The organism is Streptomyces sp. 4N124 (assembly GCF_052245395.1).
Classification (GTDB): domain Bacteria; phylum Actinomycetota; class Actinomycetes; order Streptomycetales; family Streptomycetaceae; genus Streptomyces.
The window spans coordinates 12,465-35,556 of the sequence record NZ_JBQQBS010000050.1; the positions used below are offsets into that span (position 1 = coordinate 12,465).

Annotated in this window: 21 protein-coding genes and 1 riboswitch; of the genes, 15 read left to right on the forward strand and 6 right to left on the reverse strand. The window is 70.2% G+C overall.

The genetic code is table 11. The features are described from left to right. Positions 1 to 56 precede the first annotated feature (56 nt). Complete coding sequence (locus tag ACTWQO_RS36225; RefSeq protein WP_443241629.1) at positions 57 to 1,322, forward strand: Ig-like domain-containing protein; 1,266 nt, start codon at positions 57 to 59, stop codon at positions 1,320 to 1,322. Between the two features lie 9 nt (positions 1,323 to 1,331). Here ACTWQO_RS36225 and ACTWQO_RS36230 read toward each other — a convergent pair whose 3' ends face one another. Continuing rightward, positions 1,332 to 1,733 (reverse strand): hypothetical protein, encoded by a 402-nt coding sequence (locus ACTWQO_RS36230; RefSeq protein ID WP_443241630.1) that lies wholly within the window; start codon positions 1,731 to 1,733, stop codon positions 1,332 to 1,334. Between the two features lie 145 nt (positions 1,734 to 1,878). On the opposite strand from ACTWQO_RS36230, the gene ctaE reads away from it, so the two are divergent. The 7 genes from ctaE to ACTWQO_RS36265 all read left to right on the forward strand — a co-directional run bounded on the left by ctaE (position 1,879) and on the right by ACTWQO_RS36265 (position 11,109). Continuing rightward, complete coding sequence (gene ctaE, locus ACTWQO_RS36235; RefSeq protein WP_443241631.1) at positions 1,879 to 2,499, forward strand: aa3-type cytochrome oxidase subunit III; 621 nt, start codon at positions 1,879 to 1,881, stop codon at positions 2,497 to 2,499. A gap of 68 nt (positions 2,500 to 2,567) precedes the next feature. After that, complete coding sequence (gene qcrC, locus ACTWQO_RS36240; protein ID WP_443241632.1) at positions 2,568 to 3,377, forward strand: cytochrome bc1 complex diheme cytochrome c subunit; 810 nt, start codon at positions 2,568 to 2,570, stop codon at positions 3,375 to 3,377. Further along, positions 3,374 to 4,429, forward strand: coding sequence for a cytochrome bc1 complex Rieske iron-sulfur subunit (gene qcrA / locus ACTWQO_RS36245; RefSeq protein WP_443241633.1), 1,056 nt, complete (start codon positions 3,374 to 3,376; stop codon positions 4,427 to 4,429). The genes qcrC and qcrA overlap by 4 nt, the downstream gene beginning before the upstream one ends. Next, entirely contained in the window at positions 4,426 to 6,063 is a 1,638-nt protein-coding gene (qcrB, locus tag ACTWQO_RS36250) for a cytochrome bc1 complex cytochrome b subunit (RefSeq protein WP_443241634.1), read from the forward strand. Before qcrA ends, qcrB begins: the two co-directional genes overlap by 4 nt. 66 nt (positions 6,064 to 6,129) lie before the next feature. Then, positions 6,130 to 7,194, forward strand: coding sequence for an anthranilate phosphoribosyltransferase (gene trpD / locus ACTWQO_RS36255; protein WP_443241635.1), 1,065 nt, complete (start codon positions 6,130 to 6,132; stop codon positions 7,192 to 7,194). Between the two features lie 77 nt (positions 7,195 to 7,271). Beyond that, positions 7,272 to 7,388, forward strand: a riboswitch (SAM riboswitch). Between the two features lie 143 nt (positions 7,389 to 7,531). After that, positions 7,532 to 8,905, forward strand: a complete 1,374-nt coding sequence (locus tag ACTWQO_RS36260; RefSeq protein WP_443241636.1) for an aminotransferase class V-fold PLP-dependent enzyme — start codon at positions 7,532 to 7,534, stop codon at positions 8,903 to 8,905. Between the two features lie 68 nt (positions 8,906 to 8,973). Further along, complete coding sequence (locus ACTWQO_RS36265) at positions 8,974 to 11,109, forward strand: protein kinase domain-containing protein (protein WP_443241637.1); 2,136 nt, start codon at positions 8,974 to 8,976, stop codon at positions 11,107 to 11,109. A 9-nt stretch (positions 11,110 to 11,118) separates the two neighbouring features. Here the strand turns inward: ACTWQO_RS36265 and ACTWQO_RS36270 are convergent, their stop codons facing one another. Together ACTWQO_RS36270 and ACTWQO_RS36275 are read right to left on the reverse strand one after the other, a co-directional pair. Beyond that, on the reverse strand, positions 11,119 to 11,400 hold the full coding sequence (locus ACTWQO_RS36270) for an Lrp/AsnC family transcriptional regulator (protein ID WP_210576181.1): 282 nt from the start codon (positions 11,398 to 11,400) through the stop codon (positions 11,119 to 11,121). Next, positions 11,397 to 12,134, reverse strand: coding sequence for a rhomboid family intramembrane serine protease (locus tag ACTWQO_RS36275; RefSeq protein ID WP_443241638.1), 738 nt, complete (start codon positions 12,132 to 12,134; stop codon positions 11,397 to 11,399). The genes ACTWQO_RS36270 and ACTWQO_RS36275 overlap by 4 nt, the downstream gene beginning before the upstream one ends. A gap of 168 nt (positions 12,135 to 12,302) precedes the next feature. Here ACTWQO_RS36275 and ACTWQO_RS36280 point away from each other — a divergent pair, with 168 nt between their 5' ends. The 5 genes from ACTWQO_RS36280 to ACTWQO_RS36300 all read left to right on the forward strand — a co-directional run bounded on the left by ACTWQO_RS36280 (position 12,303) and on the right by ACTWQO_RS36300 (position 17,767). Then, positions 12,303 to 12,542, forward strand: coding sequence for a hypothetical protein (locus ACTWQO_RS36280; protein ID WP_037719539.1), 240 nt, complete (start codon positions 12,303 to 12,305; stop codon positions 12,540 to 12,542). A gap of 39 nt (positions 12,543 to 12,581) precedes the next feature. Further along, positions 12,582 to 13,925, forward strand: a complete 1,344-nt coding sequence (locus tag ACTWQO_RS36285; protein WP_443241639.1) for an NYN domain-containing protein — start codon at positions 12,582 to 12,584, stop codon at positions 13,923 to 13,925. 210 nt (positions 13,926 to 14,135) lie between these two features. After that, complete coding sequence (locus ACTWQO_RS36290; protein ID WP_443241640.1) at positions 14,136 to 15,170, forward strand: NlpC/P60 family protein; 1,035 nt, start codon at positions 14,136 to 14,138, stop codon at positions 15,168 to 15,170. 227 nt (positions 15,171 to 15,397) lie between these two features. Continuing rightward, positions 15,398 to 16,408: an NlpC/P60 family protein gene (locus ACTWQO_RS36295; protein WP_443241641.1), complete on the forward strand. Its 1,011-nt coding sequence runs from the start codon at positions 15,398 to 15,400 to the stop codon at positions 16,406 to 16,408. 201 nt (positions 16,409 to 16,609) lie between these two features. After that, on the forward strand, positions 16,610 to 17,767 hold the full coding sequence (locus tag ACTWQO_RS36300; protein WP_443241642.1) for a hypothetical protein: 1,158 nt from the start codon (positions 16,610 to 16,612) through the stop codon (positions 17,765 to 17,767). A gap of 41 nt (positions 17,768 to 17,808) precedes the next feature. Here the strand turns inward: ACTWQO_RS36300 and ACTWQO_RS36305 are convergent, their stop codons facing one another. Both ACTWQO_RS36305 and ACTWQO_RS36310 read right to left on the reverse strand, forming a co-directional pair. Then, positions 17,809 to 18,900, reverse strand: a complete 1,092-nt coding sequence (locus ACTWQO_RS36305) for an ABC transporter substrate-binding protein (protein ID WP_443241643.1) — start codon at positions 18,898 to 18,900, stop codon at positions 17,809 to 17,811. Between the two features lie 43 nt (positions 18,901 to 18,943). Continuing rightward, complete coding sequence (locus tag ACTWQO_RS36310) at positions 18,944 to 19,423, reverse strand: carboxymuconolactone decarboxylase family protein (RefSeq protein WP_443241644.1); 480 nt, start codon at positions 19,421 to 19,423, stop codon at positions 18,944 to 18,946. Positions 19,424 to 19,607: 184 nt separating this feature from the next. On the opposite strand from ACTWQO_RS36310, the gene ACTWQO_RS36315 reads away from it, so the two are divergent. Then, on the forward strand, positions 19,608 to 20,486 hold the full coding sequence (locus ACTWQO_RS36315; protein ID WP_443241645.1) for an RNA polymerase sigma-70 factor: 879 nt from the start codon (positions 19,608 to 19,610) through the stop codon (positions 20,484 to 20,486). Between the two features lie 27 nt (positions 20,487 to 20,513). On the opposite strand, the gene ACTWQO_RS36320 is transcribed toward ACTWQO_RS36315, so the two are convergent. After that, the gene (locus ACTWQO_RS36320) at positions 20,514 to 21,749 is read right to left on the reverse strand and encodes a glycosyltransferase 87 family protein (protein ID WP_443241646.1); all 1,236 of its coding nucleotides are present in this window, start codon (positions 21,747 to 21,749) and stop codon (positions 20,514 to 20,516) included. 110 nt (positions 21,750 to 21,859) lie between these two features. Between ACTWQO_RS36320 and ACTWQO_RS36325 the strand changes: the two genes are divergently transcribed. Next, a complete protein-coding gene (locus tag ACTWQO_RS36325) occupies positions 21,860 to 23,002 on the forward strand; it encodes a glycosyltransferase family 4 protein (protein WP_443241647.1) in 1,143 nt (380 codons plus the stop codon). Positions 23,003 to 23,092 lie beyond the last annotated feature (90 nt).

The window sequence follows — 23,092 nt, forward strand, 5'->3', positions numbered from 1 at the left end:
CCCCCGTACGGGTCACCCAGCGCGCCGCGGTTGACGAGGCTTCCTAGCGTGAAGCCATGAACGACTCACCCCGCACCACCCGCACCGCGGTCGGCTGCACGCTGCTGGTGATGGCCCTCGGCGCGGGCGTCACCGGCTGCGGCAGCGACGGCAACCCACTGTCCGCCGCACCGTACGACGCGGCGGACCAGATCGCCTTCAACGGCTCCTCCAAGGGCGGGAAGAAGGCCGACCCGGACAAGCCCCTGGAGGTCGTCGCCGAGGGCTCCGAAGGGCGCATCACGGATGTCACGGCCCGGGACGGCAGAGGCAGGTTCGTGGCCGGCGAGCTCTCCGCCGACGGCTCCCGCTGGCACAGCACCTCACCGCTGGCCGCCAACGCCCACTACACCGTCCGGGTGAGCACGGAGGACGAGGACGGGGCGCCCGGCCGCAAGGTCCTCAGCTTCGACACCGGCAAGCCCCTCACCAAGAAGCGCCTGAAGGTGGAGTTCGGGCCGCAGGCGGGCAAGTACGGCGTCGGCCAGCCCATCACGGCCGAACTCGACCAGCCCATCAAGCTCAAGGCCCAGCGCGCCATCATCGAACGGGCACTCAAGGTCCAGTCCACGCCCGCGACGGAGGGCGCCTGGCACTGGGTGGACGACCAGAAACTCCACTACCGCCCCAAGGAGTACTGGCCCACCCACGCCACCATCCGGGTCCGCAGCACCCTGGAGGGCATAAAGATCAGCGACCGGCTCTGGGGCGGCGGGACGAAGCCGCTGAAACTCACCACGGGCGACAAGGTCATCGCCGTCACGGACGCCTCGTCCCACTCCATGACGGTCTACAAGAACGGCGAGGCGATCAACCAGATCCCCGTCACCACCGGCAAGCCCGGCTTCGAGACCCGCAACGGCGTCAAGGTCGTACTCGGCAAGGAGTACTTCGTACGCATGCGCGGCACCAGCATCGGTATCGCCGAGGGCTCCTCGGAGTCGTACGATCTGCCCGTCTACTGGGCCACCCGCGTCACCTGGAGCGGCGAGTACGTCCACGCCGCCCCCTGGTCCGTCGGCTCCCAGGGCTACGCCAACGTCAGCCACGGCTGCACCGGCATGAGCACCGGCAACGCCGCCTGGTTCTACGAGAACGTCCGCGAGGGCGACTTGGTCGAGGTCGTCAACTCCTACGGCGACACCATGGAGCCCTTCGGCAACGGCTTCGGCGACTGGAACCTCCAGTGGAAGCACTGGCGCAAGGGCAGCGCCCTGATCAAGGGCAACCCGGAGGGCCCCGGCCCGGAAGACGCGGCAAGGCTCAGGCCGACGGCGGTGTGAGGCGCCCCGTCAGGCGCTCAGCGCCTTGTTCTCCCGCAACAGAGAAGCCAACGCCGCGGCGAACTCCACCGGATCCACCGGCAGCGTCACCGCCGCCTCCGCCCGGCTCCACGTAGCCAGCCACGCATCCTGCGGCCGCCCGATCAGCACCAGCACGGGCGGGCAGTTGAACACCTCGTCCTTGATCTGACGGCAGAGCCCCATGCCCCCCATCGGCACGGCCTCACCGTCCAGCACACAGACGTCGATGCCGCCCTTGTCCAACTCGGCAACCACCGCCGCAGGCGTGGCGCACTCCAGGAACTCGACCAAGGGGACATCAGGAGCCGGCCGCCGGCCGGAGGCCAACCGCACCTGCTCGCGGGTGGTGGAGTCGTCGCTGTAGACCAGCACCGTGGCGGTCGGCTGCATGGTTCCTCCGTGACATCAGCGTCGTAAGGATCAGGCCCGTTGGGCCGGATGCTACTCCCTTCAACACCACGTCAACACCGGTATGGCCGGGAGAGACACTCCGAACGGCACCCCCGGAGTGAGGGCGGGATAAGCGACCGACATAATGTCGGTCGTGGCGACAGCAACGACAGTAGACAAGGGTCACGCGCACCCGTCGGTCAATCGACCGAACCTCACCAGCGTCGGAACCATCATCTGGCTGAGTTCCGAGCTGATGTTCTTCGCGGCCCTCTTCGCGATGTACTTCACCCTGCGATCGGTGACGGGTCCCGAGTTCTGGAAGGAGAAGGCGGACTTCCTGAACTTCCCGTTCTCGGCGACGAACACCACGATCCTGGTGCTCTCCTCCCTCACCTGCCAGCTCGGCGTGTTCGCCGCCGAGCGCGGTGACGTGAAGAAGCTCCGGGGCTGGTTCATCGTCACGTTCGTCATGGGTGCGATCTTCATCGGCGGTCAGGTCTTCGAGTACACGGAGCTGGTCAAGCACGAGGGTCTCTCGCTCTCGTCCGACCCGTACGGCTCGGTGTTCTACCTGACCACCGGCTTCCACGGCCTGCACGTGACGGGTGGCCTCATCGCCTTCCTGTTCGTTCTCGGCCGCACCTACGCGGCCAGAAGGTTCACTCACGAGCAGGCGACCGCCGCCATCGTCGTGTCCTACTACTGGCACTTCGTCGATGTCGTCTGGATCGGCCTCTTCGCCACGATCTACATGATCAAGTAGCCGGGGCCGCGGTCCCGCACCGTTTTCCAGAAGCATCGACGCAGAAGATCCTGACACCGGGGTAATCCGTGAAAAAGCTCTCCGCACGACGACGCCATCCGCTGGCGGCGGTCGTCGTTCTACTCCTCGCGCTGGCATGCACCGGGGGGCTGTACGCCGTGTTCGCACCCGCGGACAAGGCGCAGGCCGATGAAACCGCCCAGTCCCTTGCCATCGACGAGGGCAAGAAGCTCTTCGCCGTCGGCTGCGCCAGCTGCCACGGCACCGGCGGTCAGGGCACCACCGACGGTCCGAGCCTGGTGGGCGTGGGCGCCGCGGCCGTCGACTTCCAGGTGGGCACCGGCCGTATGCCGGCGCAGCAGCCGGGCGCGCAGGTCCCGAAGAAGAAGGTCGTCTACTCGCAGGCCGAGATCGACCAGCTCGCGGCCTACATCTCCTCGCTGGGTGCCGGTCCGACCGTCCCGACCGAGCGGCAGTACAGCCCCGAGGACGCCGACATTGCCAAGGGCGGTGAGCTGTTCCGCACCAACTGCGCGCAGTGCCACAACTTCACCGGCAAGGGCGGCGCGCTCACGCACGGCAAGTTCGCACCCGACCTCGAGGGCGTCTCCCCGAAGCACGTCTACGAGGCCATGCAGACCGGCCCGCAGAACATGCCCTCCTTCCCCGACACGATCCTGTCGGAGCAGAACAAGAAGGACATCATCGCGTACCTCGACGCGGTCAACAGCGACGACACCGAGAGCCCCGGCGGCCTCGAGCTGGGCGGCCTCGGACCGGTCAGCGAGGGTCTGTTCTCGTGGGTCTTCGGACTCGGCGCGCTGATCGCGGTCGCCGTCTGGGTCGCCGCTCGGACCGCAAAGGCCAAGAAGTCATGAGTAGCCAAGACATTCCAGAAGAGAACCTGCCCGCTGAGCAGGACACGCACGGCGCCGTAGGCGTCGCGGACGACAAGGACCCGTTCGCGGATCCCGGCCTGCCGCCCCATGAGCACCGGGTGCAGGACATCGACGAGCGGGCCGCCAAGCGGTCCGAGCGCACGGTGGCCATGCTGTTCACGGTGTCGATGCTGGCCACTGTCGGCTTCATCGCCGCGTATGTGACGATCCCCGCCGACGAGTCGGTCTACATCTTCCCGCTGGGCCACATCAGCGGGCTGAACTTCGCGCTGGGCATGACGCTCGGCATCGCCCTCTTCGCCATCGGCGCCGGCGCGGTCCACTGGGCCCGCACGCTGATGTCGGACGAGGAGATGGTCGACGAGCGCCACGCGATCGAGGCGGAGCCCGAGGTCAAGGCCAAGGTCATGGCCGACTTCAAGCAGGGCGCCAAGGAGTCCGCGCTGGGCCGCCGCAAGCTGATCCGCAACACGATGTTCGGCGCGCTGGCCCTGGTCCCGCTCTCCGGCGTCGTCCTGCTGCGCGACCTCGGCCCGCTGCCCGAGACCAAGCTCCGCCACACCAGCTGGCGCCGGGGCAAGCTGCTCGTCAACATGAACACCAACGAGCCGCTGCGTCCCTCCGACGTCGTCGTCGGCTCGCTCACCTTCGCCAAGCCCGAGGGCCTGGAGGAGCACGACCACGACTTCCAGGTCAACATCGCCAAGGACGCCCTGATGATCGTCCGGATCCAGCCGGGCGACATCAAGGACAAGCGCGAGCTGGAGTGGTCCCACGAGGGCATCGTGGCGTACTCGAAGATCTGCACCCACGTCGGTTGCCCGATCTCCCTGTACGAGCAGCAGACGCACCACGTGCTCTGCCCCTGCCACCAGTCCACCTTCGACCTCTCCGACGGTGCCCGAGTGATCTTCGGTCCCGCCGGTCACGCCCTGCCGCAGCTGCGCATCGGCGTGAACGACGAGGGCTACCTCGAGGCGCTCGGCGACTTCGAAGAGCCCGTCGGTCCTGCATTCTGGGAGCGCGGATGAGTACTGCGACCAACAAAGAGTCCCGCGACCGCGGGAAGGCACCGGGCGGCGAGCGCGTAGCCGACTGGGCCGACGGCCGGCTGGGGATCTACTCCCTCGCCAAGACCAACATGCGCAAGATCTTCCCCGACCACTGGTCGTTCATGTTGGGCGAGATCTGCCTCTACAGCTTCATCATCATCATCCTCACGGGTGTGTATCTGACGCTGTTCTTCCACCCGTCTATGAACGAGGTGGAGTACCACGGCAGTTACGTCCCGCTGCAGGGCCAGTTGATGAGTGAGGCGTTCGCCTCGACCCTGCACATCTCCTTCGATGTGCGCGGTGGTCTGCTCATTCGGCAGATCCACCACTGGGCGGCGCTGATCTTCCTGGCCGGCATGTTCGTGCACATGATGCGCGTGTTCTTCACGGGCGCGTTCCGCAAGCCGCGTGAGATCAACTGGCTGTTCGGCTTCCTGCTGTTCGTCCTGGGCATGTTCACCGGCTTCACCGGCTACTCGCTCCCGGACGACCTGCTCTCCGGCACCGGTGTCCGCTTCATGGAGGGCGCGATCCTGTCCGTGCCGATCGTCGGCACGTACCTGTCGTTCTTCCTCTTCGGCGGTGAGTTCCCGGGCGGCGACTTCGTGGCCCGCTTCTACTCGATCCACATCCTGCTGCTGCCGGGCATCATGCTCGGCCTGGTGGTCGGCCATCTGATCCTGGTCTTCTACCACAAGCACACGCAGTTCGCGGGTCCCGGCCGGACCAACAAGAACGTCGTCGGCATGCCGCTGCTGCCGGTCTACATGGCCAAGGCAGGAGGCTTCTTCTTCCTGGTCTTCGGTGTCATCGCGGTCGTCTCGGCGATCGCCACGATCAACCCGATCTGGGCCATGGGCCCCTACCGTCCGGACCAGGTGTCCACCGGCGCCCAGCCCGACTGGTACATGGGCTTCTCCGAGGGCCTGATCCGTGTCATGCCGGGCTGGGAGATCAACTTCTGGGGGCACACGCTCGTCCTTGGCGTGTTCATCCCGCTGATGATCTTCCCACTGGTGCTGGTCGCGATCGCGGTCTACCCGTTCATCGAGTCCTGGGTCACCGGCGACAAGCGCGAGCACCACATCCTGGACCGCCCGCGCAACGCACCGACCCGTACGGCCTTCGGTGTCGCCTGGATCACCTGGTACATGGTGCTGCTGATCGGTGGTGGAAACGACCTCTGGGCCACCCACTTCCATCTGTCGATCAACGCCATCACCTGGTTCGTCCGGATCGGGTTCTTCGTCGCCCCGGTGCTCGCGTTCGTCATCACCAAGCGGATCTGCCTCGGCCTCCAGCGCCGGGACAGGGAGAAGGTGCTGCACGGCCGCGAGTCGGGCATCATCAAGCGCCTGCCGCACGGTGAGTTCATCGAGGTGCACGAGCCGCTCAGCCAGGACGCGCTGTACACCCTCACCGCGCACGAGCAGTACGAGCCGGCCGAGATCGGCCCGACGGTCGACGAGAACGGTGTCGAGCGCAAGGTGAAGGGCTCCGAGAAGCTGCGCGCCAAGCTCAGCAAGGCGTACTACGGCGAGGAAGCCCAGATCCCCAAGCCGTCCGTCGAGGAGTACAAGGAGATCACGAGCGGCCACGGCCACCACTGATCTCTTCGCCGTGCCCGCGGCTGGATAGGGTGGGAACACACTCTTCTACGACCCACAGGAGCGGCTATGAGCGCTGTGACCCCCGCTGGAGGCGACACCGCGGCGGGCCGTTCCTGGCCCGAGGTGCTGAACGGTCTGCTGGAGGGCCGGGACCAGAGCGCCGACGACACGGCCTGGGCGATGGACCGGATCATGCGCGGTGAGGCGACCGACGCGCAGATCGCCGGGTTCGCGGTGGCGCTGCGCGCCAAGGGCGAGACCGTGGAGGAGATCGCTGGGCTCGTCCGCACGATGTACGAGCACGCGAATGTGATCGAGGTGCCGGGGCACACGGTCGACATCGTCGGCACAGGCGGTGACGGCGCGAAGACGGTGAACATCTCCACGATGTCCTCGATCGTCGTCGCCGGTACCGGCGCGAAGGTCGTCAAGCACGGCAACCGGGCCGCGTCCTCGGCGTCCGGGGCCTCGGACGTCCTGGAGAAGCTGGGCGTCAGTCTGGAGCTGACGCCGCAGCGGGTCGCCGAGGTCGCCGAGGAGGCCGGGATCACCTTCTGCTTCGCGGTGAAGTTCCATCCGGCGCTGCGTCATGTGGCGGCGGCGCGCGGCCAGTTGGGGATCCGGACGACGTTCAACTTCCTGGGCCCGCTGACCAACCCGGCAAAGGTGAGGGCGCAAGCCGTCGGCGTCGCGGACCTCCGCATGGCGCCGATCGTGGCCGGCGTCTTCGCCGAGCGCGGCAACTCGTCCCTGGTGTTCCGCGGCGACGACGGCCTGGACGAGCTGACCACCACGGCCACCTCCCGGGTGTGGATCGTCCGCGACGGCAAGGTCACCGAGGAGTCCTTCGACCCGCGGGACGTCGGCCTCGAACTGGTGCCGGTTCAGGCCCTCCGCGGCGCCGACGCCTCCTTCAACGCCGAGGTCGCCCGGCGCGTGCTGGACGGCGAGACGGGCCCGGTGCGGGAGGCCGTACTGCTGAACTCGGCGGCGGCCCTGGTGGCGCTGGATCCGACCGGTGCCCCGCTCGCCGAGCAGATCCGCGCCGGGATGGAGAAGGCGGCGGAGTCGATCGACTCCGGGGCGGCGAAGCTGACGCTGGAGCGCTGGGTGGCCGCGAGCAACAAGTAGCGCGGCACGCAAGGAGACGTCCCGCGATCCGGACACGGGTTGCGGGACGTCGATCATTTGACGTACTTTCCTGCCCAGGTCATGAGTGACAGTCATGAGGCCCCGGCCGACTGTCCGGCAACCCTCCGTCCGTGGCGGGGTGCCCCGGGTGAAGACCAGGCCGTAGGCAGCGAGGTCTACGGCAAGCGCGGGCCCCTCTCGAAACCCAGGGGTCCTGGTCGTTCGAGGGAGCCTTCCGTGAGCAAGCGAATGCGATAGGGCCGCAGAGCCCCGCCTCCGCACACCCTTTTCTCTTTCTCGTACGCCGCATGCGTACGCCTCTCACGGGAGTTCACCCATGTCTGTCTCCACCGCTGCCGCCGCCCAGTCCGTTTGCCGTGACATTCCGGGGGCCCTGCCCGTTCTCGGCCGGGATGTCACCGTCCCGCTCGTCACCGGCGGTGAGGTCACCTACGCCGCGCTCGACTACGCGGCCAGCGCCCCCGCCCTCCAGCGCGTCTGGGACGACGTGGCGGCGTACGCGCCGTACTACGGCAGCGTGCACCGCGGTGCCGGCTACCTCTCCCAGCTGTCCACCGACCTCTTCGAGAACGCCCGCGCCACGGTTGCCGAGTTCCTCGACTGCCGCGCCGACGACCAGCTGGTCTTCACCCGCTCCACCACCGACTCGCTCAACCTGCTCGCCGCCGCGCTCCCCGCCGACTGTCAGGTCTTCGTCTTCGAGACCGAGCACCACGCCTCCCTGCTGCCCTGGCGGGACGCCCACGTCACCTACCTCAACGCGCCCCGCACCCCGGGCCAGGCCGTCGAGACCCTGCAGCGCGCCCTTGCCGACCGTGACCCCAACGGCCCCGCCCTGGTCTGTGTCACCGGCGCCTCGAACGTCACCGGCGAGCTGTGGCCCGTACGAGAGCTGGCCGCAGCCGCGCACGCGCACGGCGCACGGATCGTTCTGGACGCCGCCCAGCTGGCCCCGCACCACCCGGTCTCCGTGCAGGACCTCGACGTCGACTGGGTCGCCTTCTCCGGGCACAAGCTGTACGCCCCCTTCGGCTCCGGCGTGCTGGCCGGCCGTGCCGACTGGCTGCGTGCGGCCGAGCCGTATCTCGCGGGCGGCGGCGCCAGCCGGAAGGTCACCCGGCGTACGGACGGGGGAGTGGACGTGGAGTGGCACGACACCGCCGCCCGGCACGAGGCGGGCTCCCCGAACGTCATCGGCGCCTACTCCATCGCCTCCGCCTGCAAGGCCCTGACGGAGGCGGGCCTCGACACCCTGGTGGCCCGTGAGCAGCACCTGATCGCGCAGGTCAGGGAAGGCCTCGCCGAGGTCCCGGAAGTGCGCGTCCTCTCCCTCTTCGGCGACGAGGCCCCCCGCGTCGGCGTCATCTCCTTCGTCGTCGACGGCTGGAACAGCTCGCACTTCGCCGCCGCGCTCTCCGCCGAGTACGGCATCGGCGTCCGCGACGGCCTGTTCTGCGCCCACCCGCTGGTCCGTACCCTGCTCGGCAGCGACCCGCAGTCCCAGGGCGAGTGCGGCGCTCCCGAGGCCGCGCCCGGCGAGAAGTCCCTCAACGCCATCCGCGTGAGCTTCGGCGCGGGCACGCCGGACGAGCATGTCGAACGTTTTGTGAAGGCCGTGAAGGAACTCGTCCAGGACGGCGCGAAGTGGCGCTACCGCACCGAGGACGGCCGCTGCGTCCCGGCTGTCTGACCCTTTGACGCGGACACCGCGTATACGCTCCTTGCTGCGGCCGTACGGAGAAACAGGGGGAGCACGGGGTGCAGGTGCTGCGCGAGACGGATCCTCGGCGGATCGGCCCGTACGAGGTACTGGGCAGACTCGGCTCCGGCGGCATGGGGGAGGTGTACCTCGCCCAGGCGCCGGGCGGGCCGCGGCTGGCGGTGAAGGTGGTGCGGGCCGAGCACGCGGAGGACCGCACCTTCCGCGCCCGGTTCCGGCACGAGGTGCGGGCCGCGCAGACCGTCGGCGGAGCGGGCACGTACACCGCGCGCGTCGTGGACGCCGACACCGAGGCCGAACGGCCCTGGATGGCAACGGAGTTCGTGGACGGGCCGAATCTGCGGGACGCGGTGCTGGACGGCGGGCCGATGCCCGAGGATGCGGTGCGGCTGCTGGCGGCGGCCCTGGCCGAGGCGCTCGCCGCGATCCATGCCAAGGGGCTGATCCACCGGGACCTCAAGCCGTCCAACATCCTGCTGGCGCCGGACGGTCCCCGGGTCATCGACTTCGGGATCGTACGGGCGCTGGAGGCGACGGCGCTGACGAAGACCGGGGTGGTCGTCGGGTCGGTCGGCTATGTCTCGCCGGAGCAGATCCGCAACGGCGCCCGGGTCGGACCGGCCAGCGACGTCTTCTCGCTGGGCGCGGTCCTCGCCTATGCGTCCGGTGGGCGGGAGCCGTTCGGCGAGGGTCAGGATTCGGTCGTCCTGCTGCGGATCCTGACCGGGGACGTCGATCTGTCCGCCGTACCGAAGGCGGCGCTGCCCCTGGTGGAGTCGTGTCTGCGGGACGACCCCGACGCGCGGCCGACGCCCGTGGACGTGGTGGCGGCCGCGGGGCACAGCGCACGCTCCCTGCGGGAGGGACTGCGGGCGGGCTGGTACACCGGCGAGGCCCCGGAAGAGCCCGAGCCGGGCGGTGAGCGCTGGATTCCGGAACGTGCCTCGGGGGAGCGGGAGAGCCGGGTCGAGTATGTGGCCCCGGTGACGGTCACGGACGTACCCACGGTCACGCCGCCCGAGCCGCCCTCCCGGCGCCGGCTGCTGCGGGCCGTGGCGGGCGGCGCGGGGATCGTGGCGGCCGGGGGTGTCGGCGGGTGGCTGTGGCTGCGGGACACCGATGACGGCAAGGGGCAGGCGGCGAGCGGGCCCAGCGCCTCCGCGTCCCGAGTGGGCTGGCAGTACAAGGTGCAGGGGCTCGGCGGGAGGCGCGGGCCCTGCGCCGCGGTGTCGCTCGACGGCAAGCGGGTGTACGTCGGCGGCACGGACGGCTCGCTGCACGCCGTCGGCCCGGACGGCCTGAACGTCTGGCACACGGACCTGGGCGGCGAGGTCATGTCCCCGCTCGCCACCCCGGCCGGCGTGTACTGCCTGCTGTTCGACGGGCAGGAGGGCGCCTCGAAGCTGTGCGCGCTCGGGCACGGCGGCAAGGTGCGCTGGACCAAGCCGCTCGCCATGGGCAACAGTCAGTTCCCGGTGGCCGTGGGCGGGCTCGTCCTGGTGTCGTACGGCGGCTCGTCGGAGGCGGGCGGAGTGCGGGCGTACCGGCCCGACGGCAGCGTGCGCTGGGACACGGCCACGAAGGCGGCGCCGACCAGCGAGCCCATGGTCGCGGACGGGGTCGTGTACGTCGGTACCTTCGCGGACGAGGTGCAGGCCCTGGACGCGGCGAGCGGGCAGCGGCTCTGGTCGGTGCCCGCCGGGTCCGACACCGGGCGGCCGACGCAGGTCGGCGACACGCTGGTGGTGGGATCGGGCGGCGAGCAGATGCTGCACGGCATCAGCCGGACCGGCAAGGCGCTGTGGCACTCGGACAACGAGGACCTCGGCGGCGGCCGCTACGTCAGCTGCGTGCCCTTCGCCGGCCTCGCCGTCACCATGAACGACTTCGCACTCGTCGCCCTGGATCCCGCCGACGGATCGACGGCGTGGACCTTCCTGCTCCCCGGCAACGGGAACCAGTACAGCGATCCCACGGTCGCCGGCGACACCGTCCATGTGCGCCAGGGCTCGATGCTCTACGGCGTCAACCGCCGCGGCAAGCGGACCTGGGAGAAGCGCGTCGAGGGCGGAGCGTCCTTCGGCACCCAGAGCCCGGTAGTCCACCAGGACCGCATCTACGTCGCCACCGCCGACGGCATCACGGCCCTGGCCCTGGGCACCAAGGAGTCGTAGCCGCCCTGGTCAGTTGTCGAGCCCGATCGCGAATGCCGCCTCCAGGTCGTGCTGGGAGTACGTCCGGAACGCCACGTGCGTGTCGGTGCCCTCCACGCCGGGAATCTTGCTGATGCGGCCGGGGATGACGTCCGCCAGATCCTCATGCTCCTTCACCCGGACCATGGCGATCAGGTCATACGTGCCGGTCACGGAGAACACCTCGCTGACGGAGTCCAACGCCGCGATCGACTCCGCGATCTCGGGGATCCGGTCCACGCTGGTCTTGATGAGCACGATCGCGGTGATCACGGCTGTTTCTCTCCCTCGGGGGCGGGCGTCGCTGCGGTGCGCCTCACTCTAGTCGTACGGCCGAATCGGGCCCACGCGTAACAGAGACCCAGGCCGAAGCCGGTCAGATGGGCCAGGTAGGCCACGCTCGGGCCCTGGGAGTCGCGGGCCGCCGCCAGCCACTGCAGTGCCGCCCAGAAGGGCAGCACGACCCAGGCCGGGAAGCGCAGCGGGAGGAAGAAGAGAAACGGGAGGAGACTGGTCACCCGGGCTCCGGGGAACAGGTACAGGAACGCACCGAGGACCGCCGAGATCGCCCCGGACGCACCGACCAGGGACTGCTCGGAGTCGGCGTTGGCAGCCGCGTAGGCCAGCAGGGCCAGATAGCCGCAGCCGACGTAGAAGAGGGTGAACTGCATGCGGCCCATCCGTTCCTCGGTCATCGCTCCGAAGACGTAGAGGAAGAGCATGTTGCCCAGCAGATGCACCCAGCTGCCGTGGACGAACAGGGCCGTGGCCGGAGTGAGGGCCGCCCGCGGGGAGCCCTCGAACAGTTCTGCGGGGACCACCCCCCAGCGAGGGAAGTAGTCCCGCTGGGCGGCGAGCAGCGCGTCGCCGGAGCCGTACGCCGGATTGAGCCCGGCCGCCGGGCCGGCCAGGAAGAGCAGACAGCAGGCGGCGATCAGGGTGTACGTCATCGGGGCCGACGGGATCCGGATGGCCTTGGCCGCTGATGCGCTCCAGTTGCTGATCATGACCCCAGAGCATGACGTAACGGGACGCAGCCGCACAGACCGCCTCGCCGCCGGACCGGCCCGGTGGACGGACGGGCGTCGAGTACGCGCCAGGCCGTAGGGTTACGAGCCACACGCATCAGGGAAGCTGGCGTGACACGGACACTAGAAGGAAAGCGATCAGTCACGATGACGGTTCCCCTGCCGACCGCCTCCACGCGGTGGCGCTGCACCCTCTGCGGCAATCTCACGCGCTTCGACGTGACCCGCTCGTCGAAGGTCGTCGAGTACGTCCACCTCGATCTTGCCGGGGAGCCCAAGGTGGAGGAGCGCGAAGTGGTCAGTGAGACGATCGAATCGGTCCGCTGCCGCTGGTGCAACGCGGTGGACCAGGTGGAACTCGTGGACAGGCCGGGCGCCGGCTCCTGACGGGAGAGCGGCCCCCGCACAGCTAATGAGGTGTGACGGATGGTGGAGAGCGCAGGCGGGGGGCCGGGCGACGGCGCCGCTGAGGTGCTCGACCGTCCGCTGCCCGACGGAGTGCGCCGCCGGGTCGTGCAGATCGTCTCGGACGGTTTCGGCGGGCTGACCGTCGCCGAACTTCCCGCGCAACTGCGGCAGTACGCCCGGTTCGCCCCCAATCGCCGGGCCAAGTTCGCCGGCAACGCGATGGCGGCCGCCCTGGAGACCGATCCGCTGTTCCGGCAGCGCATCGGCGAGAAGTTCAGAGAGGCGCAGCCGGAGCTGTCCGGCGCCCTCGACTCAGGCTCGCCGCCTCCGGCCGCGGACCCGCTCGACGTGGCGGCCGCGGCCTATGTACTGCGCCCCACCGGCTGGGTGAAGCTCGTGACCGCGGCCGGCGAGGAGGCCCAGCGGGCCGACGCCGAGCGGGCCGACGAGGAGAACCGCGCCGAACTGGAGCGGCTGCGTACCGAACTCGACCGGGCCCGTGAGCACACCCGGGCCGAGACCGAGCGGCTGCGCACCGAGCTGGACTCGGCGAAGAAGGAAGCCGATTCGCTGCACCGCAAGCTGCGCGCCGCACTCAGCGACGTCAAGCGCGGCGAGGCGGCGTTGCGCAAGCTGCACGGCGAGATGGAGACCGTACGCGCGGAGACGCAGGCGCAGGTGTCCGCCGCGGAGAGCGAGAGCCGGCGGCTCAAGGCGCGGCTCGGGGAGGCGGAGGCCGCCCTGGAGGCCACCCGCCGGGCGGCCAGGGAGGGCCGCAGCGTCGAGGACATGCGCGTACGGCTGCTGCTGGACACCGTGCTCGACGCGGCCCAAGGGCTGCGGCGGGAGCTGGCGTTGCCGCCGGTGTCGGTACGTCCGGCCGAGACCGTGGATGCGGTCGAACCGGGACGAATGACGCCGAAAGACATCGCGGCGCGGGCGTTGTCCGAAAACGACCCCGCGATCCTCGACCAGCTGCTGGCGCTGCCGCAGGCGCATCTGGTCGTCGACGGCTACAACGTCACCAAGACCGGCTATCCCCAAATGCCCCTGGAGAAGCAGCGGTTGAGGCTGCTGGGCCAGCTCTCGCAGCTCGCCGCGCAGACCGGCGCCGAGGTGACCTGCGTCTTCGACGGCGCCGAGCTGGCGGCGCCGGTGTTGCTCGCGCCGCCGCGCGGGGTGCGGGTGCTGTTCTCCAAACCGGGCGTCACCGCCGACGAGTTGATCCGCCAGCTGGTGCGCGCGGAGCCGCCGGGGCGTCCGGTCATCGTCGCCTCGACCGACCGCGAGGTGGCCGACGGGGTCGCGAAGGCGGGCGCCCGACCCGTGGCGTCTGCGGTGCTTCTCAAGCGACTGTCCTGAAGGTCAACGTACAGACTCAATGCCCGAATTGACTGATCTGTCACGCAACGTAGTGTCAATCGCGCATCACTGCATGTGAGTTGCGGGTAAAGAATGCGGTCCGTAACCGGGATTTTTCGCCTGAGGATTTGATCTGATCACAGCCGGGTCACTAGGGTCTGGCTTCGAACCTCCGAGCGGGTGATCACTCTCAAGAAGGAGTTCGCCTCCGTGGCGTCCCATCGTCGACCCAAGCAGGCCAGTCGCACGCGCGTTACCGTGCTGACCACCGCGGCCGCTGCCGCCGTAGCCCTGAGCTCGCAGGCCGCCAACGCCGCGCCGAGCGAGAAGCCGAGCAAGGACGAGGTCAAGGCCAAGGTCGACAAGCTCTACGAAGAGGCGGAGCACGCCACCGAGAAGTACAACGGGGCCAAGGAGAAGCAGGAGAAGCTCCAGAAGGAGATCTCCACCATCCAGGACAACGTCGCCCGCGGCCAGGAAGACCTCAACGAGCTGCGCGACTCGATGGGCCTGGCGGCTGCCGCCCAGTACCGCACCGGCTCCATAGACTCCTCCCTCCAGCTCTTCCTGTCGTCGAACCCGGACGACTACCTGGACAAGGCGTCCACCGCCGACCAGCTCAGCTCCCAGCAGGTCGAGCAGCTGAAGAAGATCCAGGAGAAGCAGCGCGAACTCGCCCAGGACCGCGCCGAGGCGTCCGACAAGCTCAAGGACCTCGCCGCCACCCGCACCGAGCTGGGCAGCCAGAAGAAGGAAGTCCAGGCCAAGCTCGCCGAGGCGCAGAAGCTGCTCAACACCCTGACGGCCGCCGAGAAGGCCGCCCTCGCCGCCGCGGACGAACGCGCCAGCCGCTCCGCCTCCGAGCGCGTGGACCTCGGCAACACCGCCCCCGCCTCCGGCCGGGCCATGGCCGCCTTCCAGGCCGCCCAGTCCAAGATCGGCGCGCCCTACGTCTACGGCGCCTCCGGCCCGTCCTCCTTCGACTGCTCCGGCCTGACCTCCTGGGCCTTCGCGCAGGCCGGCGTCGGCATACCGCGCACCTCGCAGGCCCAGGCCAGCGCCGGCCAGCGCATCTACTCGCAGGGCGACCTCAAGGTCGGCGACCTGGTCATCTTCTACGGCGACCAGCACCACGTCGGCTTCTACGCGGGCAACGGCCAGATACTGCACGCCCCCCGCACCGGCGCGGTCGTGCGCTACGAGTCGATCAACAACATGCCGTTCCAGTTCGGCGTCCGGATCTGAGCCCTCTTCCGGCCGACCAAGATCAGGACACCGTGCCGCCCGTTCGGGCGAATCACAACCACCTGGCCTGACCCCACGCCCCGCCGATGACCTGCGTCAGAGGCGGGGCGTCACTTTGCGTGTCCGCGAAGGTCTTTGGCCGTCACCCCGCCACGGGGTTACTGTCTGCCGCGCTTCTCCTTGCCGGGGAAGGTCCTTGTCCGCCAGCGGAAGGAATGCGGCTTCCTGTGGGGTCTCATCGTCGCCTTGCACCGACCGGGTTCGACCGTGGCGCCAGTGCCGCGGTCTGTGTGCTGTCCGCCGCCGCCGCGGCCCTGGGCGTGATTCCGGCGGAAGCCACGCCGTACGACGACACCCGTGCCGAGGTGGACCGCCTCTACGGGGAGGCCGAGAAGGCCACCGAGGCCTACAACAAGGCCGACGAGCGCGCCGACAAGCTGCGCAGGCAGGTCACCGGTGCCCAGGACCGGATCGCCCGGCAGCAGGAGAGCATCAACACCATGCGGGAGGCGCTCGGTTCGCTGGCCGGCGCCCAGTACCGCTCCGGCGGCATCGATCCCTCCCTCGCCCTGCTGTTCTCCGACAACCCGGAGGACTACCTCGACAAGGCGTCCGTCCTCGACCGGATCACCGCCCACCAGGCGGGCGAGCTGAAGGACCTCCAGGACGCGATGCGCGTCCTCGGCCGGGAGCGCGCCGAGGCGACCCGGAAACTCGCCGAGCTGGAGAAGAGCCGCAAGGCCGTCGCCGCGCACAAGAAGACCGTCGAACGCAAGCTCGCCAAGGCGCGGCAGCTGCTCAACTCGCTGCCGGACGCCGAGCGCGCCGCCTACGACCGCGCCTCCCGCTCCGGCCGCTACGACCTGCCGGACCTCGGCGGTGCCGTCCCGCCCTCGGGCCGCGCGGCAGCCGCCGTCGCCGCCGCCATGTCCGCGGTGGGCAGGCCCTACGTCTGGGGCGCCAACGGCCCCACCGGTTTCGACTGCTCGGGCCTGATGCAGTGGTCGTACGCGCAGGCCGGAGTCGCCCTGCCGCGCACCTCGCAGGCCCAGGCCGGATCGGGCACACAGGTCCCGCTGTCCGAGGCCCAGCCCGGCGACCTGGTCACCTACCACGACGCCTCCCACATCGGGATGTACATGGGCAACGGCCAGGTGATCCACGCGCCGTACCCCGGCGCACCCGTGCGCTACGACCCGGTCGGGATGATGCCCGTCAACTCGGTCACGAGGATCTGACCGGAGTCGTCGAACGGGGTCTGACCCGTACTCGACAGCCCCCGTACGATCGGAGTCGTGGCTGGTCGATGGCGGGCGACGGGATCTCTGAACGGGACTGGTGAAGTCCGGTGCGGTACAGCGCCCCGTAAGGGGCGCGGGGAACTGCGCGACCAGCCCCCACCGGCCCGCAGCCGACGAACCGCACATTCAGCGGAGCGCTTGGTGGCGCTCTGTCTGCTGCTCGTCGCCCTCGTGTCGTGCGGGGGCAGACCGGCGGCCGACAGCACCGAGGACGAGGTGCAGCGGGTCCTCGACATCCGGGCCACGGCGATACTCGGCCGGGACCAGGCGGCCTTCCTGCGTACGGGGGCGCCGGGCTGGTTCGGCAATCTGCGGGAAGTGCCCCTCTCCGACTGGTCGTACCGGGTCACGAGCGTGCGGGACTCCGGCGGCACGGCGACCGCCGAGGCCGAGCTGCGCTACCGCGTCGAGGGTTACGACAAGGCGCCCATCACCGTCGGCCGCACGCTCACCCTCAGCCTGGACGACGAGGGGGAGTGGTACGTCGACGCGGAGCGGCCCGAGAAGAAGTCCGCCGAGCAGTTGTGGGACCAGGGCGCGGTGAGCGTCATCCAGGGGGAGCGGAGCCTGGTGATGGGGGTCGGGCAGTCGCGGGAGCGGCTGAGCGAGTTCGCCGGGCTCGCGGACCGGGCGGTGCCCGCGGTGTCGGAGGCGTGGGGCACGGACTGGTCCCGGCACGTCGTCGTGCTCGTACCGAAGTCCCTGGAGGGCATGGCGCGGCTGCTGGGCTCGCCGGCCTCCTCGTACCGGGGGATAGCCGCGGTCACCACCGGCGAGACCGGCGCCCCGGCGACGGCGCCCGCGGACCGGGTGATCGTCAACCCCGATGCGTACAGCGTCCTCGGCGACACCGGCAAGCAGGTCGTGCTCACCCACGAGACCACCCATGTCGCCACCCGCACCCACACCAGCCCCGCGACTCCGCTCTGGCTGTCCGAGGGGTACGCCGACTGGGTCGGCTACCGGGGCACCGGGCGTACACCGGCCGAGGCCGCACCCGAGCTGGAGCGTGCGGTGACCGCGGGGGAGGTGCCGGACGCGCTGCCCGAGGACGCGGACTTCGGCTTCTCCGGCGACGCGACCCGGCTCGCGGGCGCCTACGAGAGCGGCTGGATCGCCTGCCGGCTGATCGCGGACCGCTGGGGCGAGGTGCGGCTCGGCGAGTTCTACCGCGCCGTCGGCGCCCACCCGGAACGGGCGGGCGCCGTCGAGGACGCGATGAAGAAGGTGCTCGGGACGACGCCGGAGGAGTTCACCGAGCAGTGGCGGGAGTATCTGCGGGCCCAGTTCGGCTGACGCCGGGCTCGACCGGGTCGCCGTCGGCAAGCTCGTCCGGTTCAGCCGGAGCGAAGGACCCGGAAGCGATCGGGTGCCGCCGGATCCCGGTCGACGACCTGGATCGGCGTCGAAGCCCACTGCCAGACGCTGATGCCTGGCGTGCGGGAGAACTGGATCTTCCCGCGGGTGCCGTCGACTGCGACGCGCGGCCAGGATGCGGCGACGCGTGCCCGCTCCGTGCCGTGAGAACGCAGCACATCGGCGAGGACGGCGACCGTGTCGTAGCCCTCGAAGGCGACGAACGAGGGCGCTTCGGCCAGCCGCTCGCGCAGAGCCGTCTCGACGCGTGCACCGAGTGGGGTGAGGCGCTCGGGCAGGTAGCGCAGGAACGGGACCGCGGCGCCGTCGTCGCCCAGCAGCGCCGCCCATTCGGCGAACTCCGGCTGCCCGGCCGGAGCACCGATCATGACCTCGGAGAGGCGCTGGTCGCCGCGGACGGACTGGACGATCGACACGGCCGGTTCCGGGTGGCCGACCAGAAGGAGGAGGGCTGTCGCGCGGTGGCCGACGAGTTCGTCGCACACGGCCTTGGGGGTGAGCGCACTCCCGTCGAGTTCGACGAGGGTGCCGCCGCGTGGAGCGAGGTGGTCCCGCAGAATGCGGGTCCCAGCAGCCCAGTAGACGCTCGGCTGGGCCGCTACGGCGATGCGGCGGTGGCCCGCGCCGAGGAGGAAGTCCGCGTACAGCTGCCAGCCACGGGACTGCGGCGGGGAGAGACGCGCGACCCATTCCGTCGGCTGCTCGGTGAGCGCGTCGAGAACCGCCGACGAGCAGAGGAACGGCAGACCGAGGGCGTCGGCCCTGGCGGCAGCGGCGCGGGCGACGACGCTGTGATACTCGCCCGCCACCGCGGCCACGCCCTGGCCGGCCAATTCATCCACGGCCGCCGCGGCCCGCTGCGGATCGGCCGCGGTGTCCCGGACCACCAGCTCCAGCGGACGTCCGTCGATCCCGCCGGCCTCATTGACTTCGGATACGGCCAGTTCGAGTCCGGCGAGCAGGTGCCGGCCCGCCTCGGCCCAGCCGGGCCGGGTCAGCGGAACGAGCGCGCCGATCCGGACGGATGCCCCGTCGGTCCGTGGCGTATTCATGCGTGGACGTCTCCCCTGTGCTGATGCGGTCGCGGTCCGCCGGTCAGCTCGACGTACCGGCGAACATGCCGGGCTCGTACGAGCCCCCAGGATTGTGCACGATCACGCTCATCCGGTTGGCCGCATTGATCAAGGAGACCAGGCAGACCAGCGCACCGACCTGGTCGTCGTCGTAGTGCTTGCGCACCTCGGCCCAGGTCTCGTCGGACACGCCGTGATCGCCGAGCCGGGTGCCCTCCTCGGCGAGCGCCAGCGCGGCCCGCTCGGCGTCGGTGAACACGGTGCTGTGGCGCCAGGCGGCGACCAGGTGGAGCCGGAGCGCGGTCTCCCCGGCGGCCGCGGCCTCCTTGGTGTGGATGTCGACGCAGAAGCCGCAGCCGTTGATCTGGCTGACCCGCAGCTCCACCAGCTCCTGCAGGGCCTTCGGCAGTGTCGACCCTGCCAGGGCCAACGAGGTGTTGTAGAACCGCTTGGCGACCTTCGCTGCGGTCGGGCTGTCGAACAGGTTGAAACGGGGTTCCATGACGTCGTCCTCACTCGTGGTGTCGGGTGGTGCTGCCGTGCTGGACGAACACAAGATGCCGACGGCCCTGTCCTTGTGACGGCGCAGAGATGTGGCGTGCGTCACCGGATGCCGGTGTCACAGAGCGGTGGGTCCCGGCGTCTGGTGTACGGCGCATTCGCGAGCGAACGGGCAGGAGACGGCGATGAACGACCGCACGGACAGCGTGACCCAGGCCTTCGTCACCCACCGCAACCTGCTGTTCACCGTCGCCTACGAGATGCTCGGCTCCGCCGCAGACGCCGAGGACGTCCTCCAGGAGACCTGGCTGAGGTGGGCGGGCGTCGATCAGACCACCGTGCGGGACCAGCGCGCGTACCTGGTCCGGATCACCACCCGGCAGGCGCTGAGCCATCTGCGCACGCTCGGCCGGCGCAAGGAGTCCTATGTCGGCCCCTGGCTGCCCGAGCCGCTGCTGACCGCGCCCGACGTGGCGGAGGACGTCGAGCTGGCCGACAGCGTCTCGATGGCGATGCTGCTGGTGCTGGAGACGCTCGCGCCGACCGAGCGGGCGGTGTTCGTGCTGCGCGAGGTGTTCGACCTCGGGTACGACGAGATCGCCGAGGCCGTCGACAAGAGTCCGGCCGCGGTCCGCCAGATCGCCCACCGGGCACGGGCCCACGTCGCCGCGCGCCGACCGCGCGGGGTCGCGTCCGCCACCGAGACCCGCCGCACCGTCGAGGCGTTCCGGCGGGCGGTCGAAACCGGCGATCTGCAACGCCTCCTCGACATCCTCGCGCCGGACGTCGTCCTGCTGACCGACGGCGGCGGAGTCGTACGGGCCGCACTGGCGCCCGTCGTCGGCGCCGACGAGGTGGCCCACGTGCTGGGCAGGATCGCCGCCGCGATGTCGCTGCGGTCGACACAGGTCAACGGCGATCCGGCGCTGATCGTCCGGCTGGGCGGCGAGATCGACACCGTCATCGCGCTGCGCATCGACGACGGCCTCATCACCGGGCTCTACGCCGTGCGCAACCCCGAGAAGCTGTCGCATCTGGAGCGGGAGACCACCTTGCGCCGTTGAGCGCCCGCCCTGTCTGCCCGCCATGGTTCACGAGGGCACCGAGGTCTCCTTCGTGCGGGTGGCCTGAGCGGGCAGCGGTAGTGCGTCGGCGCCCGAGACGGACGACCGCCACAGCTCCCGGGCCGCCATGACGGTGGCGAGCACCAGCAGGCCGTTGCGGACGAACAGCAGGGTGACACCGAGGGAGTCGCTCGCCACGACGTGCGCGAAGAAGACCGGGAACTCCAGCACCGTCACGAAGGACGCCGCCAGGACCAGCCCCGCGGGCACCCGCATCGGACTGGCGCGGAAGCAGAGACAGACGGCTGCCAGGCCGACCAGCCACACCATGTACTGGGGGCTGATCACCCGGCTCGTCGTCGTGAACATCAGCACCGCCACGAACGCGGCGTCTGCGAGGGTGTGCGTCACGAACCGCCCGGCCAGCAGGCGCCACAGCAGCAGCCAGCCGAAGGCGAGCCCGGTCAGGGCCAGGGCAGCGGTGCTCACGACGCTCACGTACGGGCCGAGGAATTCGACCGAGCCATAGTTGAGCAGCACCTCCCCGCTCCAGCCGAACTGCCGGGCCACATGGAAGACCAGGGAGCCCAGCGACTCGACCTCGGTGCCGCGGTCCCGCTGGAAGGTCAGGAAGGCGAAGGCGCCGGGCATCGCCGCGGCGAAGAGCGCGGCCAGCGCCACGACCGTCACCCCGGCCGCCGCCCAGGCCCGCCGCTTCACCGCGCCGACCAGCAGCAGCACCGGCCACACCTTGAGCATCGCGCCGAATCCCACCAGCGCGCCCATCACCCGCGGATGCCGGGCCCCGGCGAGCAGCGCGGCCACCGCCACGGCCGTGACCATCACGTCGTACCGCGCGTACACGGTCGGTCCGAGCAGCGGGACGCCCGCCACCCACACCCAGGCGCCCCGCAGCGACCGGCCGGGGCGCAGTCCCGTGTACAGCAGCAGGCTGAGGACGGCCAGGTCGGCGAGGAAGGCGAGGACGAAGAAGGCGTTCGCGTAGTCCAGGAAGAACAGCAGCGCGGGGGAGAGGATCGCGAGGGCCGCGGCGGGCGGGTACTGCCAGGTGACGTCGCCGAGCGGGAAGGTGCCGGTGCGCAGCACCTCGAACCAGCCCTGGTAGATGACCGACACATCGCTGGTGACGTCCGGGCCCGGGAAGACGAACACCTTGAACACGTACAGCAGCAGCACCAGCCGGGTCAGGCCCCAGGTACCGAGCAGCCACACCAGCGACCGCCTCGCGCCCGCACTGTCCACCTGAGCCCCTGTTCATACACGTCCGTCCTGGCAGGGCCATGATCCCCCACCCAGCTGTGCGCGAGCCTTGCAGCACGGCCACTCGGAGGCGCCCGGTAGGGTCGGCCGCGATGGACAAGACCCTGATCGTCACGAACGACTTCCCGCCCCGGCCCGGCGGCATCCAGGCGTTCCTGCACAACATGGCGCTACGGCTCGACCCGGAGCGGCTCGTCGTCTACGCGTCCACCTGGAAGCGCAGCCGCGAGGGCATCGAGGCCACAGCCGCCTTCGACGCCGAGCAGCCGTTCACCGTCATACGCGACCGTACGACGATGCTGCTGCCGACGCCGCAGGTCACCCGGCGTGCGGTCGGGCTGCTGCGGGGCCATGGGTGCACGTCGGTGTGGTTCGGGGCGGCGGCGCCGCTCGGGCTGATGGCGCCGGCGCTGCGGGCGGCGGGCGCCGAACGGCTGGTGGCGACCACGCACGGCCACGAGGCCGGGTGGGCCCAGCTGCCCGCGGCGCGTCAGCTGCTGCGCCGGATCGGCGAGTCCACGGACACGATCACCTACCTCGGCGAGTACACGCGCTCAAGGATCGCTTCCGCGCTGACACCGGACGCGGCCTCCCGGATGGTCCAACTGCCGCCCGGCGTCGATGAGAAGACCTTCCACCCCGAGTCGGGAGGCGACGCGATCCGCGCCCGCCTCGGCCTGTCCGACCGCCCGGTGATCGTCTGCGTCTCCCGCCTGGTCCCGCGCAAGGGCCAGGACACGCTGATCCTCGCCATGCCCCGAATCCTGGCCAAGGAGCCGGAGGCCGTACTGCTCATCGTCGGCGGCGGCCCGTACGAGAACGACCTGCGCAAGCTGGCCGCCGAAACCCGCGTGACCGACTCCGTACGCTTCACCGGCGCCGTCCCCTGGTCCGAACTGCCCGCCCACTACGGCGCCGGCGACGTCTTCGCCATGCCCTGCCGCACCCGACGCCGCGGCCTCGACGTAGAGGGCCTCGGCATCGTCTACCTGGAAGCCTCCGCAACCGGCCTCCCGGTAGTCGCCGGCGACTCCGGCGGCGCACCGGACGCGGTACTGGACGGCGAGACCGGGTGGGTCGTTCGCGGCGGCTCCGTAGAGGAGTCCGCCGACCGCATCCTCGTGCTGCTCGGAGACTCGGAGCTGCGCCGCAGGATGGGCGAACGGGGCAGGGAATGGGTCGAGGAGAGATGGCGCTGGGACCTATTGGCGGAGAAGCTGAAGACGCTGCTGTAGTACAACGCCCCGTCAGGGGCGCGGGGGACTGCGCGACCAGCCACGAACAACCTGAAGCCGCCGACGGCGAATGTGTGGCACCCCACTAGG